Here is a 15,646-nt window from a genome sequence, read left to right on the forward strand (position 1 = left end):
GGCCACTAGATTTAAGTGGCAATAACAACTCAAATAAGGATATTTTATGAATGTTCCTCACCTTGAAACACCCACCAATGCAATGCCTAAGGGTCTGTTGCGCGGTTGGGTAATCATTGCAATTGCGGCATTGCTGTCTTTCGGTTTATATGAAATTCTCCCTTATGAGCAAAATGCCAATAAGGGGCTAAGCTTACTCTTATTCATTGGTATTCTTTGGCTGACTGAGGCCATTCATATCACTATTACTGCGCTGTTAGTTCCTGTGCTTGCCGTCCTTGTCGGCATGCCAAGTGTTGGCAGTGATGGTGAAATCAAAGCCATTACCACTAGCAAAGCGCTGAGTACCTTTGCAGATCCAACCATCTTCTTATTTTTTGGTGGTTTCGCACTTGCAACAGCCTTGCATGTCCAAAAGCTTGACCGAAAAATTGCAATGTGGATTATTGCCATGTCTCGCGGTCATTTAGGGGTTGCAGTCTTGGCGATCTGTTTAGTGACTGCTGTGCTTTCAATGTGGATTTCCAATACGGCAACAGCGGCAATGATGTTACCGCTTGCACTAGGTTTGCTTTCTCATTTTGATGTGCAAAAAGAGCGTAAAACTTTCGTTTTCATCTTATTGGGGATCGCCTACTCAGCTAGTATTGGTGGTTTAGGTACAATGGTTGGTTCTCCGCCGAATGCCATTGCAGCCAAAGCTTTGGGCTATGATTTTGCTGACTGGATGAAAGTTGGCTTACCTATGATGCTTCTTATTTTCCCTGCAATGTTAGTCAGTTTATATCTGATCTTGCGTCCGAAATTGAACCATCGTGTGGAATTTAAAACAGAAAATATCCCTTGGAATCGCGACCGTATTTTGACTATGTTATTGTTCATGGTGACGGCATTGGCGTGGATCTTTGGTAAGAGCGTCAGTGAGCATTTTGGGATTAGCCAACCTGACACTTGGATTGCTGTTTTTGCTGCCTGTTTAGTGGTGATTCTTGGTATCGGGACATGGAAAGATATTGCTGACAACACTGATTGGGGCGTGTTAATGCTCTTTGGTGGTGGCTTAACTTTAAGTGCTGTTCTGAAAGATTCAGGTTCGTCACTGGTATTAGGTCAAACACTTGCAAATGCTTTCGGTGACGCCTCTCCGTTCTTGGTCATTGTGATCGTTGCAGCTTTTATTATTTTCTTAACTGAATTCACAAGTAATACCGCATCTGCCGCATTACTCGTTCCTGTATTTGCTGCGATTGCAGATCAAATGGGCTTACCAAAAGAGATTCTGGTAATTGTTATTGGTATCGGTGCTTCATGTGCATTCATGCTACCTGTTGCAACCCCACCAAATGCCATCGTATTTGGTACAGGACATATTCAACAAAGCGAGATGATGCGCGTCGGTTTCGTGCTAAATATTCTTTGTGTTGCACTGGTGTCTATCTTTATTTATTGGTTCTTTGTTTAAAACAAATTAAAAGCGCTTCGGCGCTTTTTTTATTCTGTTAAATCAACTTTTCATTGAGATAACGCCAATAACGTTTCGGTAAATATTGCACATGCAATTTAACGTTTTGACGTTCTTTAATGTTGATGCTATTAAAATAATCTTTCCAGAGTTGATCATATAATTCTTCTTGCTCATCAAGCTGCAATTGAAAACTTTGACTTGCACCACTTGCAAGATTCCGATCAATTTCATTTGCCTCTAATGACACCTCGTGAATTTCATGTAAGTCATAGTACAAACCATATTTTCGTTGCTCATCATAAATCAGCCAGCATTGATCTTGATAACGTCGTTTAAAATGCGGTTGGATCAAAGGTAATACATTAAAATCAGGTCGAACCAAACTTAAAAACAAGCCATCTGTGGTTTTCTTAAAACGGACAAAGGCTTCCATACGATGTTTTTCACGACCGACTTTTTTGGCCCATTGTGCTATCGCCAATACACTCGGATGCGCATAATTTTTTTCAACAGAATGGTGATGACGAAAAATGTATATACAGTAATTAAATAAATGCTGAAACGCGTCTAAAGACTCAGATAAATAGGCAAAGTAAAATTGTCTTAATGAGGATTGACTCAAGCGCTGCTGTATCGCCGACCAAACACGCTGCGCATGATGTTCATTATTGGGAATCTCAACAACTGTGGAAAATAAACCATGTTGTGCACCTTCATTAAAACAAAGCTGAACTTGAAACTCTTTAAATTGAAAGGCACGAAATACACAATTGAGCAAACCAACCATCGAGCCATCAAAGTAATAGTAAACCATACCATCAGCAGACATGATCAAAATCCTAAGCTCAGCTGAGGTGACAGTTGTTTAACGTACTTGGATGAACCCTGCGTCAAGATTTGTTCGCGAATATGATGAGATGACAACTCTTTTTGAAAACGAGGACTATCTTCGCAACGAATAAAAAATTTTGCTCTCGAATACGCCACACCGAGTTGTTTCAGCAGATCAATATGCACCTTGCCAAAACGACGCGCCTGCACGATTTTCTTGGCTGATTTCAAGCCGATGCCCGGAATTCGCAAAATCATATGATAATCAGCACGATTCAAATCGACAGGAAACTGTTCAGGATGACGCAATGCCCAACTGAGCTTTGGGTCAACATCTAAATCAAGATGTGGGTATTTTTCATTGACGATTTCATTGACCTGAAAACCATAAAATCGCATCAACCAATCACTTTGATAAAGTCGATTTTCTCGTAGTAAAGGTGGTGCTGAACCAACAGCAGGAAGATAATTATTTTCTGTGTTGATTGGAATGTAGCCTGAGAAATAGACACGCTTTAACTTGAACTCTTTGTAATGCCGATCTGCCATAAATAGCACATCGTGATCAGTCTCTTGATGTGCACCAACTACCATTTGAGTGGTCTGTCCTGCGGGTACATATTTTGGCACATGCTTAATAATTTGACGTTCATCTTTAAGTTGAATCAGTCGATCTCGAACTAGGCCTAAATCTTTTTGTACTTCTTGATGTGATTTTTCAGGAGCAAAAGCTTTTAATCCAACCTCAGTGGGCATTTCTAAATTGATGCTCATACGATCAGCATAAAGTCCTGCTTCATGAATCAACTCAGGCGATGCGCCTGGAATAGTTTTGAGATGAATATAGCCATTAAAATTTTCTTCGAGACGTAATTTTTTCACCACTTGAAGCATCCGCTCCATCGTATAGTCTGCGGATTTAAAAATGCCTGAGCTAAGGAATAATCCCTCTATATAATTACGACGATAGAAATTGATGGTCAGGTCAACCACTTCCTGCACAGTAAATGCAGCACGTTTGACATCATTAGAACGGCGTGACACACAATAGGCACAATCAAAAATGCAGACATTACTGAACAGGATTTTTAACAAAGAAACACAACGCCCATCTTCTGTATAGCTATGACAAATCCCTGCCCGACTGGCATCGCCTAAACCTTTATCTTTATTTTTACGGTCACTGCCACTGGAGGAACAGGACACGTCATATTTGGCAGCGTCCGCTAAAATTTGTAGCTTTTCACGAATGCGATCAGACATATCAAACGACCTGAGGAGAACAGAGAATATCGTTTAAAAATTAACATTTCAAAGTTGTGAAATTAAGAGCATGTAAGATGCAATACGTCATGAGCTGACGTATTAATTTTGCTCAAGCTAGCGCAGTTTATTAAATTAGATATAATCACTATAAATTCAAAAGATTAAATATTAGTAATGGAACAAAATAAAGAAGAACTTCTTAAACATCTAGCAGCCTCACTAAAAGATGCAAAAGATGAAGGTGGTGCAATTTTGTTAGTAGGTGCGGGTATTTCTGTCTCTGCTGGCATCCCTCCTGCGCAAAAATTAATGAAAATTGCAATTGAGAACTTCCCTAATTACTTTACATCAGAAGAACAAAAGCTTGCTCAACAAGATTTAAGTCAGCTTCAATATAACGACATTATGACTAAACTCTCGAATGTTAAACGTAAAGAGTTATTTAAATGGTTTATTGAAGGAAACACTGCAAAAGGAATAGAAAAAGCCAAGCTAAACTTTGCCCATATTGCAATTGCAGAACTACTAAAACAAGGTTATTTCAGCAGAATTCTTACTGTTAATTTTGATCCCTTATTGATACATGCATGTTATATGGTAGGCATGTATCCTTTCCCTGCAATCTATGATTTAGGGGCTATGGGCAAAGTAAATGCAGAACTTCTTCATGATCCAAGTATTGTGTATTTGAATGGACAACATGTTGGCTTTGTTCAGCGAAACACAACAGATCAACTGGAAGCACATAAAGAAACTTTAACTCAAATCGTTCGCTCTACAGGGTGTAATAAAACATGGATTGTCGCTGGTTATAGTGGTGAGAATGATCCACTCATGGAAGCTTTAAATGAGCTTCGACCATATAACAATTGGCTATATTGGTTAGAATATAGTGACCAGGTTATTCAAAAAGATAGTCATCATTTCTTAGAAAATGATGAAGAGTGCAAAGTAATTTATAAATGCGATGCTGATGAAGCATTTATGAATATCTCTGGACTACTTAATTGTAGCTTAGACTTCATTGAGCGACCTTATACAGAACTTGAGCTATATACTAAAGAAATTAATTTTAATACATCTCCTCGAAAAGGACATCAGCTTTTATCTAAAGCGAAGAATTATATATCTATTCTAAAAAATGAAATCGTAATTAATAAATTTAAGTTAGCTGAGATTGTTACAGACTATATTAGTAATGAAGAGTTTCAATCTTTTCATGATGACCCTTATTACTCTAAAGAAAAGCTAATTTCCACATGTGAAGAACTTTACCCAATTTTAAAAGATAATCTTAAAGGTGATTTTTTTTATTGGTGGGGTAGTGCAACGTGGGAACGGAAATCTTTAGATGATGCCTCAATCGAGGAGAAAATAAAAATCTATGAAAAAGCGATAGATATTTACAAAATGGGTATCGAAAGTGATCCAAACCATGGTGGTAACTTCCATTTCTGTGGATACTGCCTACTGCAAGTAGCAAAATTAATAGATAATCAAGAAACTAAAACTCTTCTATTAAATGAGGCTATAGAATACTTTAGAGATAGCTGGGACAACGCTGAACATGTAATGTATTCAATAGAATGTTTTATACTTCTTAAGGATTTCATTGGGCTAGTTGACTATTTAAGCAGCCCTCAGATACTCCAAATTACCGAAGAATATAAATCACTCGTTTTCCAAAACGAATACACTGAACCCCTACTCAATAACTCTGAATTTTGTGCATGGTATAAAGCTCAGTTCGGTGAAGAGCCCAATTCTATCAATATAGATAAGAAGTATTCATCAGCTTAACCCTTTGCCACTCACCACCAAAATCCTTATACTTAACCACAATTTTTGTTTGATTCCAGTGGATGCACCATGAGTCGTGCTATATCGCATATTGATACATTTCAGGGCTTAATTCTTGCCCTACAAAACTATTGGGCGGAGCAAGGCTGCGTCGTATTACAACCATATGATATGGAAATGGGTGCAGGGACATTCCACACTGCAACCTTCTTACGTGCATTAGGCCCAGAAACTTGGAACGCGGCGTATGTTCAACCTTCACGCCGTCCGAAAGATGGTCGTTATGGTGAGAACCCAAACCGCTTACAACACTATTATCAGTTCCAAGTGGTGCTTAAGCCAAACCCAGACAATATCCAACAGCTTTATCTTGATTCATTAAAAGCGATCGGCATCGATACACTGACTCACGATATTCGCTTCGTAGAAGACAACTGGGAATCTCCAACACTAGGCGCTTGGGGCTTAGGTTGGGAAGTTTGGTTAAATGGTATGGAAGTGACTCAGTTCACTTACTTCCAGCAAGTCGGTGGTGTTGAATGCTACCCTGTTACTGGTGAAATCACATACGGTTTAGAACGTCTTGCGATGTACCTTCAAGGTGTAGACTCAGTTTACGATCTGGTTTGGACCAAAGGTCAATTCGGTACAGTGACTTATGGTGATGTATTCCATCAAAATGAAGTAGAACAATCGACCTATAACTTCGAATACGCGCCAGTCGATAAAATGTTTGAATTGTTCGACTTCTATGAAGCAGAAGCATCTCGTTTAATCGAAGCTGAACTACCACTTCCTGCTTACGAACAAGTGATCAAAGCATCACATTGCTTTAACTTGTTGGATGCGCGTGGTGCAATTTCTGTGACTGAACGTCAACGTTATATTTTACGTGTCCGTACTTTGGCGCGTTCTATTGCACAAAGTTATGTGGCTGCGCGTGCGAAACTCGGTTTCCCGATGGCAGAACCACATTTGCGTGATGAAGTATTGGCTCAACTTAAAGCACAAGTTGAGGCAGAAGCAGCCCAAGCTGAAAAAGCGAAGGAGAATAAATAATGACAAAGCATACTGTTTTATTCGAACTTGGCTGTGAAGAACTTCCACCAAAAAGCTTGAAAACTTTACGTGATGCTTTAAAAGCTGAAACAGAGAAAGGCTTAAAAGATGCAGGCTTAAACTTCACTGCAATTGAAGCTTATGCTGCACCACGTCGTTTGGCATTAAAAATTGTTGATATTGATGCAGCTCAAGCGGACACACAAAAACGTTTTGACGGCCCTGCTGTTCAAGCCGCTTATGATGCTGAAGGCAAACCGACTAAAGCACTTGAAGGCTTTATGCGTGGTCAAGGCATTACAGTTGATCAACTTTCAACTTTCCAAGCTGGTAAAGTTGAAAAAGTTTGTTTCTTGAAAGATGTCAAAGGTCAAAGTCTTGATGCTTTGCTTCCACAGATTTTACAAGCAGCATTGGATAATTTACCAATTGCTAAGCGTATGCGTTCAGCGGCAAGCCGTACTGAATTCGTTCGTCCAGTAAAATGGGTTGTATTGCTGAAAGATGATCAAGTGATTGAAGCAAGCATTCAAGATCACAAAACAGGTAATGTGACTTATGGTCACCGTTTCCATGCGCCTGAAGCTGTAGTTTTGGCACATGCAAATGACTACTTAACAACATTAGAAAATGCGCATGTTGTTGCTGATTTTGAAAAGCGCCAAGCGACGATTCAAGCACAAGTCAAAACTTTGGCAGATGAAGTCAATGCGACTGCGATTGTACCAGCAGACTTACTTGATGAAGTCACAAGTTTGGTTGAATGGCCTGTTGCGTTACGTGCGACTTTTGAAGAGCGTTATTTAGCTGTTCCTCAAGAAGCCTTGATTACCACCATGCAGGATAACCAGAAGTATTTCTGCTTAATCAATGCTGAAGGTAAATTACAACCTTACTTCATTACCGTTTCAAATATTGAGTCTAAAGATCCGACTCAAATTATTGAAGGCAATGAGAAAGTTGTACGCCCTCGTTTGTCGGATGCAGAATTCTTCTTCTTACAAGACCAAAAGCAACCGCTTGCATCGCGTAAAGAAAAATTAGCCAACATGGTATTCCAAGCACAATTAGGTACGCTTTGGAACAAATCAGAGCGTATTGCTAAATTAGCTGTGGCATTGTCTCCAATTACGGGTGCAAATGCAGCCGATGCGGAAAAAGCAGCGTTACTCGCTAAATGCGATTTGACCTCTGAACTTGTAGGTGAATTCCCTGAACTTCAAGGGATTGCAGGCACTTATTATGCGCGCCTTGAAGGTGAGAATCATGAAGTTGCTGAAGCTTTAGGTGAGCAATACTTACCTAAGTTTGCGGGTGATGTATTACCACAAACTAAAACAGGTACAACGATTGCGCTTGCAGATCGTTTAGATACGCTTGTTGGTATTTTTGGTATTGGTCAAGCACCTACAGGTTCTAAAGACCCGTTTGCATTACGTCGTTCTGCAATCGGTATCTTACGTTTGATCATTGAAAATGAACTTGATGTGACGATTGAAGAACTGGTTAACTTTGCACTTCAAGGTTATGGCGACGTGGTTAAAGATCATGACAAGACGCGTGCGGATGCCGTTGCGTTCCTTGAAGGTCGTTACCGTGCTAAATATGAAGACCAAGGCGTTGCGGTTGATGTGATTCAAGCAGTTCAAGCACTTGCTCCAAAATCTCCTCTTGATTTTGATAAGCGTGTGACTGCGGTCAATCATTTCCGTACATTGCCAGAAGCGGCTGCATTGGCTGCGGCTAATAAGCGTGTTGCCAATATTCTTGCCAAAGAAGCAACGCCTGAAGGTGCTGTGGTTGAAGCGAATCTGGTTGAAGCGGCTGAAAAAGCGCTTTATGCAGAATTGTCTGCACTCACGCCTGTGGTTCAGCCTTTACTTGCTGCACGCAACTACACAGAAGCTCTTTCTAAGCTTGCTGCACTTCGTGCGCCTATTGATGCTTTCTTTGAAGGCGTGATGGTCATGGCAGACGATGCGGAGTTGAAAGCGAACCGTTTACGTTTATTGGCTCAGTTACGTAACTTGTTTACTGCTGTGGCTGATGTGAGTGTGTTGCAGGGTTAAGTATCTATAATCCTTGATCTTTCAAATAAACCCCGCTATAAAATAGTGGGGTTTATTTTTGATAAAATTTATGAAAATAGAAAAATTTGAATTAGTATATAATTTTAATAATATAAAATTTATTAATATTAAGGTTCTTAATGAGTTAGTAAAAAGAAAGGTTTTTTGTAAAAACACATATGAATACATACTTTCTCATTATAAAAAGAAAGATCATAGAAATAATTTCATACCTCTAGACATATTTGAAAAAATAATAAGAAAGTACCCAAAAATGAAAGAATGCTGGTGTCTTTCTGGTTTGCCTTTCATTGAATGTCATTTCAATAAAAAAATGAGCCTTAAGGATGAAAAGCCAATCCATAACAAATTTAAAAAAATCCTAAGCAAACAAGAATGTCTTCATAGGAATATATCTCCTTGCTCCGATCAAGTGATTAAAGCTCATTCAATATCGAAAAAAATATCTTTAAGTGCAATATGTCAAAACAATCATGTTTACGGATTTAAATTTGACTTTAATGATATAAAATTCAGGAAAATAGGGATTAATGATGCTTCAACATTTTTTGGTTTTTGTAAAAAACATGATGAGTCACTTTTTTCCTCTTTTGAAAAAAAGGATTTTCTTAAAACTAATAAACAGTTATTTGATTTATGTTACAGAGCAATTTGCCAAGAACATTACACAATGCTTCGTGTAATAGATTATCTCAAAGAAATTAAAAAAAATATTGATAAAGATTATAGCTTCATAGGTCAAATAGAGTTTCAAGCTGAAATAAATAGTCAAATTAATTTCTACAAACTAGGAGTACGATATAGCAATTACTATAAGCAACAATTAGAAAAAAAATACTATGTATCTAAACATGAAGATGATTTAGTGCATTATATTTTTGAACTTAAAGAAAACTACCCTAAATTTCAAAGTTCTTCTTGCTTTAATCTAGAATATGATATGGATGGTAACCAGCTCCAAAATTTAGATAGAGCAGAAGTACAATCGAAAAATATTTTTATTAATTGCGTATCTTTACAGTCAAAAGGATATTTCATCATAAGTTGGTTTAAAGAAAATAATGATTTTGGTAAACAGATTATTAGTTCTATAGTTTCTTCACCATCCAGTATTGAAGACAAGTTATTTTCATTAACTTTCTTATACATATTCAATACTTTTGTATCACCAGAATGGTTTGAATCTTTAACCGAGATTCAAAAAATTGAGTTAAAAAAGCTACAAGATTTCTGGAATGAACAAAATAAATTTTCTCCATCAATGATTATCTCGAATATGAATTCAATCCGCATCAAAAGACATTATTTTTATAAGGATACAACCTAAAATCATATTCCATCATAAGTTTATATACTCCAACATTACACCACATCAATTTCATATCACCTACATTCTTTTCTTGAACTTGGCGATAAGCTATAAAACTTGAATTGCAACGTTATTGCCAAAAGGATAAAAGATGATGAAAAACGTACCTGCTCTTTGTTTAGCGACTACACTGATCGCATCGTCTTCTCTCTGGGCAGCCGAAACAAATACGAATACGACGAATACAAACACTGAAACGGCTGAAAAAACACTCCCATATGGTGACAATCCTAGTCTCGGTCGAGTATTGCTGTATAAAACAGGTAAAGGGCTACAAAACTTAGGGGACTCAATTCAAGGTGCATCTGAAAACACCTCACAAAAAATGAGTGAGAGATGGAAAAACACCAAAGAATATACCGCTGAACAATCTGAAATCGTTCAGGAACAAACACAAAAAGCCAAACAATACACTGCTAAAAAATGGCAAGACACCAAAGATGCGGTGGTGGGTACAAATGATGGAAATGTTCCTATTGAGCGTGCTGAACTTAGTCAGCCATCATCGAACTAAATAAAAAAACCTCTAATCAAAAGTTAGAGGTTTTTTTAATGATAGAGATTTAAGCTGTTTCAGTTTCGAGCTTAACCTGACGATCAATCAAATATTCATTTAAATTAAAACGACTGAGCTGCTGACGCATCTTAAAGGTCGTCCACGGCCATACCGTACTATTTCGCCCGTTCCGATCAATGAAATAACTCTGACAACCACCTTTGTTCCAAACCGTGCTTTGTAAAGCTTCTTGTACACGTTGATTAAACTCAGCCATACGCACTGGATCGGGTTCTATGGTTTTGATATTGTTTTGAATCGCTTGTTTTAACGCATCCATAATATAAGTGAGCTGCGCCTCAATAATGATAAAAGCTGAAGAACTCACTGCGATATTCGGTCCAAACATCAAGAAACCATTCGGACAATCTGCCACCATCGTTCCCATATAGCCTTCTGGACTGCCCTGCCATACATCAGACATACTTTGTCCATAACGATTATAGACGCGCTGTGCAATTGGCGGTTCAGCCACTTCAAAACCCGTACCAAGAATGATCACATCAGCCTCAAAGGTTGAACCATCACTGGCAATCAACTGCTTGCCTTTGACTTCGCTCAACGCCCCTGCAACAACATTGACATTTTCTTGAGCTAAGGCTGGATACCATTCATTAGATTGCAGAATGCGTTTACAGCCGATCACATAATTTGGCGTCACTTTAGTGCGTAACTCAGAATCTTTGATACCCTGTTTAATATGAAATTCAGCAATACGCTGTACTTGTCGCATCGCAGCATTGCTTTGTAATCCACCATTTAAGGTTTCAAAGATGCCATAAACTGAACCGCGCATCACTGACTGAGTCACGGGAACATATTTAAATAAGGTTTGAACAGCACTTGGCAGTGGCATATCTGATTTTGGTAATACCCAATGCGGTGTACGTTGGAATACCGTCAATTCTTTTACCAAAGGCTGAATCTGCGGTACAAACTGAATTGCCGAAGCACCAGTCCCAATCACCGCAACTCGCTTTCCAGTCAAATCGATATCATGTCGCCAACCTGATGAATGGAAAATCTCACCTTTAAAATTTTTCAGTCCTTTAACATTTGGAATGACAGGTTCATGCATTGGTCCACATGCCATAATCGCAAATTGTGAATGAAATTCACCTTGATTGGTTTTAATCACCCAGCACTGTTTTGCATCAGACCAACTTGCTGATAGCGCTTCATGTTGGAAATGTACATGCGGTAAAACTTGGTATTTCTGCGCTGTGTTTTGCAGATATTGTTTGATTTCTACTTGCCCTGCAAAGACACGACTCCATGTTGGATTCGGTTCAAAAGAATAGGAATACAATGCAGATGGAACATCACAAGCGCAGCCCGGATAGGTATTTTCACGCCAAACACCGCCGAGTTCATCAGCTTTTTCTAATAAGATAAAATCATGAATACCTGATTCTTTTAGCTTGATTGCAGCCCCTAATCCTGCAAAACCACCGCCAATCACAATGACACGATGGAATGGAATCGTCTTCGATTTCGTATTCATGATCTATTATTTTCCTTACACAAAGCCAACAACAACATCGCACAAACCCAAGAATGGGTCATTATCAGGACTGACCTTTTCGGCGGTCATTTCTGATACAAATTGCAAATGAACTTTGTCTGTTAAGAGAATCTTGTATAAATTTACACTGTAATTTCAAAAACTTCATTGAACTTAACTTTCTTTATCGACACACTTTAAAAAATTGATATGTATAGAACTGGAATTTCGCACATGAAGCTAACACTATTAAAAACACTTTTATTTTCAATCACAGCAAGCCTTAGTTTTACTGCCTGTTCTATCTCTCCAACTCAAACAACGACATCTTCTCAAGCCTTAGAACAAGTTAAAAATATTGAAGCCACACCATCAACTGAAAACAATGTCGCAAAACTCATCATGCAACCGCAAAACTGTCTGATCGAATTTAAAGGTTATTTTGATGGTGGAGAAGCCGTTGAGCATTGGACATTCAATCAGCAGGGTTTAATTTCTGCGAACTCAACAACGATTCAATATGCTGAACAGGCTCAACCAGCAGCTCAGACTGCCACTGCATTTGATACACAAGATCCAGCAACTCAAGTAAACTTCAAAAAACTACAAAGCAATTTTAGTGCTGAAAATTTAGCGAAGTGCCACTAATTACTGATAAAAAAACTCGCTGCATATTTGGGGGTATGCAGCGAGCTATGGCTTTTCAAACTTACTTTAGATCAATTTAAACTATAAAAAATTAACCTTAGTTTAATGTTAGCCCATTGGTCGCGGCCAACACATCAATACGAGGGAAACTCAAACCAGTACGCGTATCCGTGATTGGTTTCCCTGTTGCTTTCAAACGATTTACAGTTTGATCAATTGTCTCGGCTGGACTGACATTATTGGCACGTAACAATGCAATTGCGCCTGCCACATGTGGTGTCGCTTGCGATGTACCCCCCATAGTATAACCGCCCGCTGTAATCATTGCACCCGGTGCAAGCAACGTTACCAGTGAGCCACCATTACTGAAGCAGGCAACCTTATCTGCTGAGGTCGTAGGGTCAGAACATTTCACTGGATTACCCCAAGAAACGCCTCCAATATTCGTATCATACACAGCACCTACTCTCACAGCACCAGCAACACATGCAGGGGATGAGATTCCATCAGAAAAGGCATCATTACCAGTAGCAACAACAGGAACAACGCCTGCTGCACGAGCATTTGCAAAAGCAGTTTTGTAACTGCTATTACTACACTCAGATGTATACTTCACCCCAGGGACGCCTAAACTCATATTGACAGCTTTGATGTTATAAGCTTGCGCATTATTCACCGTCCAGTTGATACCTGCCAAGATATCACTATCATTTGCTGAGCTTACCCATTGTCCGCGAGATCTAACTTTACTAAAAACATCAATCCCAATAATTTTAGTTTTAGGTGCTACTTTGGAAATAATGCCTGAGACATTACTACCGTGCCCATCATCATCTAAATTATTATCATCAGCCGCAGCATCAAACGAATAGACGACACGGCAAGTCGATGACGGTGTATTCAACGCAGTGCAACCAAAGTCAGAATGTGTATAGTTCACACCTGTATCAATCACAGCAACACTTGTGCCTTCTCCAGTAAAGCCGTTGCTTGCTGTTTGGGGTTGATTGATTAAAGGTAAACTTTCCATCGTTGTCGTATAGTTTTTGCGATTAGGATAGACACCTTTAACCGAAGGATCATTCAACACTTTAGCTAAGGTTTCACGGTTTTGAATTCGGTATAGGCCTAATGGCAATCCATTAAATTCTCGTAAGGTTTGAAAGCCCGCCTCTTTTGTAAATTTATTTTTAAATCGCGCTTTGCCATCAGCAATATAATTTCGCTTTTCTAAGCCTAATGGCATGTTGGCAACATTCATATCGTACTCAATCAGTAAATCATTTGAATCATTACTGACCAGAGCATCGAGATTAATTTTACCTTGTGCAACCTTGCTCACTGCAGCGGAGCTAAGTTGCTGTTTTAATTGCGTTGAGGTTAATGAAGCTGCTGAAGTTGTTGCACTGTAACAAGCGCATAAACCCACCAATAATAATGTTTTATTGTTCACTTTTGGTCTCCATCGTTCTTTTATAAAGAACTTTTGAATCGCTAGCTGTCTTGGGTAAAGAACACTAGATTATTTAAAGTTTTTTAATTTCATTTGCTGGATCTTTTTCTGGATCGATTGGTTGAATCGAGGGATCACTTTTTGTGTCGTAAAATATCACCTCCTCTTGAGCGGCTGCATGTTTACGAGACAAACTAGATACCGTGTTTTTATTGGTTTCCTCCTGTTTAGTTAAACGGGTTGCAACAGGTGCAGAGTTTTCACCCTTCATCTGATATACAGCCACATCATTTGCTGACGTTAATGGGTCTTTTGGTTTGAAATATAAGACCATTACACCCAACCCAATCAGTAAAAGTAGAAATGCCGCAATCATTTTCATTTAATTTCTCCTGCGCTTTATTTACTGACTTTGCTTCGGTTTTTAATTATTTTTCTTAAAAACCAATCTATATTTAATTTTAAAATTCACATTAAATTTCACATTTAAAGTTAAATCCTCACTCCTCATTTAGTTATTTGAATCAAATATTCATTTGAATTTTTATACTGCAATAGACTTTTCTCAGGGAGAGGCAGCCAAAAGTAAAAATTTCTTTGCAAAAAAGTATAACGCATATAAAAAGTGCAATAAATATTCAATATATTTATACCAAGCAATAAAAATGCCAGTTTATTTTTCGTTTTTGTGGCAACTAAAATCTACTTATTTATTCAATAGTTGTACTTTTATAATCAATCACCTAATTTTATATGGAAAGAAAAAAATGCTGTGGATTAGACTCAAAAACAATCCAATTTATTAAAAATAAAAATATATTTTTCACATACTTAATGATGCAAACAATCTCCACAATTTCTCCCTAGAGTGTTTTTAAGCTGTAATCTGGTTGTAAAGTTTTGCTGAAATCCGTACTTTTCCAAATTTTGCTCGTTATGATGCAGTTGCGTTCATGAAGTGCCACAACATGGTACATCTCTAAAGGAAATCGCATGAAGAAAATGATCAAAACAGCTATCGTGACAACAAGTATTCTCGCTTCTGCTTCTATTTTTGCACAAAACGTTGGAATGAATGCCAATGGCTCAGCTCAAGTTAATGTCCAATCTGGAGGCTTAATCCAAGGCGTAACTGGTGCAGTGAAAAATACTGCCCAAGGCGTAGGTCATGCAGCTCAACATGTTGGTCATGCTGCTGTAAATACTGGAGTGCAAGCCTCTCAGACAACGATTGGCGCAGCAACACATGTAGGATCTAAAGTGGTCCATACTACAGGCACTGCGGTCAAAAATACCAAAGACTATACTGTTGAAAAAGCCGTTGATGGCAAAAAGTTTGCTGCTGAAAAAACAGCAAATGTCAAAAACCGTATTGAAGATAAACAAACTAACGCGAAGGCAGTGAACTTAGAAGCCCAAAGCAATGCCAAAGCGCAACTCAACAATAAAACTGCCGCAATCAATGCTAAAACAGGCCTACAAGCAGACAAGAAAAATCTGCAAACAGGTACAAATGTTGGTGTAAAAGTCTTAGGCGTAAATGCAAATGTGAATACCAATGCTAAAGTTGGTGTGAAATAACCCCTTATTATGTTGTAAAAAAAT

13 protein-coding genes are annotated in these 15,646 nt (G+C 38.4%); 8 read left to right on the forward strand and 5 right to left on the reverse strand.

Annotation, left to right across the window (positions count from 1 at the left end; genetic code table 11):
• The first annotated feature begins 46 nt into the window (after positions 1–46).
• Entirely contained in the window at positions 47–1,462 is a 1,416-nt protein-coding gene (locus F959_RS03825; protein WP_004877713.1) for an SLC13 family permease, read from the forward strand.
• A gap of 37 nt (positions 1,463–1,499) precedes the next feature.
• Here F959_RS03825 and F959_RS03830 read toward each other — a convergent pair whose 3' ends face one another.
• Both F959_RS03830 and F959_RS03835 read right to left on the reverse strand, forming a co-directional pair.
• Entirely contained in the window at positions 1,500–2,294 is a 795-nt protein-coding gene (locus tag F959_RS03830; protein ID WP_004877714.1) for a TIGR03915 family putative DNA repair protein, read from the reverse strand.
• Between the two features lie 2 nt (positions 2,295–2,296).
• Complete coding sequence (locus tag F959_RS03835) at positions 2,297–3,559, reverse strand: putative DNA modification/repair radical SAM protein (protein ID WP_004877715.1); 1,263 nt, start codon at positions 3,557–3,559, stop codon at positions 2,297–2,299.
• 177 nt (positions 3,560–3,736) lie between these two features.
• Here F959_RS03835 and F959_RS03840 point away from each other — a divergent pair, with 177 nt between their 5' ends.
• The 5 genes from F959_RS03840 to F959_RS03860 all read left to right on the forward strand — a co-directional run bounded on the left by F959_RS03840 (position 3,737) and on the right by F959_RS03860 (position 10,394).
• The gene (locus F959_RS03840; protein WP_004877716.1) at positions 3,737–5,362 is read left to right on the forward strand and encodes an SIR2 family protein; all 1,626 of its coding nucleotides are present in this window, start codon (positions 3,737–3,739) and stop codon (positions 5,360–5,362) included.
• Between the two features lie 69 nt (positions 5,363–5,431).
• Positions 5,432–6,421 (forward strand): glycine--tRNA ligase subunit alpha, encoded by a 990-nt coding sequence (glyQ, locus tag F959_RS03845; protein WP_004660270.1) that lies wholly within the window; start codon positions 5,432–5,434, stop codon positions 6,419–6,421.
• The gene (gene glyS, locus F959_RS03850; RefSeq protein WP_004877717.1) at positions 6,421–8,490 is read left to right on the forward strand and encodes a glycine--tRNA ligase subunit beta; all 2,070 of its coding nucleotides are present in this window, start codon (positions 6,421–6,423) and stop codon (positions 8,488–8,490) included. The genes glyQ and glyS overlap by 1 nt, the downstream gene beginning before the upstream one ends.
• Before the next feature lie 70 nt (positions 8,491–8,560).
• Positions 8,561–9,838 (forward strand): hypothetical protein, encoded by a 1,278-nt coding sequence (locus F959_RS03855; RefSeq protein WP_035312458.1) that lies wholly within the window; start codon positions 8,561–8,563, stop codon positions 9,836–9,838.
• 136 nt (positions 9,839–9,974) lie between these two features.
• Positions 9,975–10,394, forward strand: coding sequence for a hypothetical protein (locus F959_RS03860; RefSeq protein WP_035311982.1), 420 nt, complete (start codon positions 9,975–9,977; stop codon positions 10,392–10,394).
• Between the two features lie 49 nt (positions 10,395–10,443).
• Here F959_RS03860 and F959_RS03865 read toward each other — a convergent pair whose 3' ends face one another.
• Positions 10,444–11,940 carry a flavin-containing monooxygenase gene (locus F959_RS03865; protein ID WP_004877721.1) on the reverse strand — a complete coding sequence of 499 codons (1,497 nt, stop codon included), beginning with the start codon at positions 11,938–11,940 and terminating at the stop codon, positions 10,444–10,446.
• A 234-nt stretch (positions 11,941–12,174) separates the two neighbouring features.
• Between F959_RS03865 and F959_RS03870 the strand changes: the two genes are divergently transcribed.
• Entirely contained in the window at positions 12,175–12,588 is a 414-nt protein-coding gene (locus tag F959_RS03870) for a hypothetical protein (protein ID WP_004877722.1), read from the forward strand.
• A 97-nt stretch (positions 12,589–12,685) separates the two neighbouring features.
• Here the strand turns inward: F959_RS03870 and F959_RS03875 are convergent, their stop codons facing one another.
• Entirely contained in the window at positions 12,686–14,041 is a 1,356-nt protein-coding gene (locus tag F959_RS03875; protein WP_004877723.1) for a S8 family peptidase, read from the reverse strand.
• A gap of 73 nt (positions 14,042–14,114) precedes the next feature.
• Positions 14,115–14,423: a hypothetical protein gene (locus F959_RS03880; protein ID WP_004877724.1), complete on the reverse strand. Its 309-nt coding sequence runs from the start codon at positions 14,421–14,423 to the stop codon at positions 14,115–14,117.
• A gap of 611 nt (positions 14,424–15,034) precedes the next feature.
• Between F959_RS03880 and F959_RS03885 the strand changes: the two genes are divergently transcribed.
• Positions 15,035–15,622: a hypothetical protein gene (locus F959_RS03885; protein WP_004877727.1), complete on the forward strand. Its 588-nt coding sequence runs from the start codon at positions 15,035–15,037 to the stop codon at positions 15,620–15,622.
• Positions 15,623–15,646 lie beyond the last annotated feature (24 nt).

Source organism: Acinetobacter venetianus RAG-1 = CIP 110063 (assembly GCF_000368585.1).
GTDB lineage: Bacteria > Pseudomonadota > Gammaproteobacteria > Pseudomonadales > Moraxellaceae > Acinetobacter > Acinetobacter venetianus.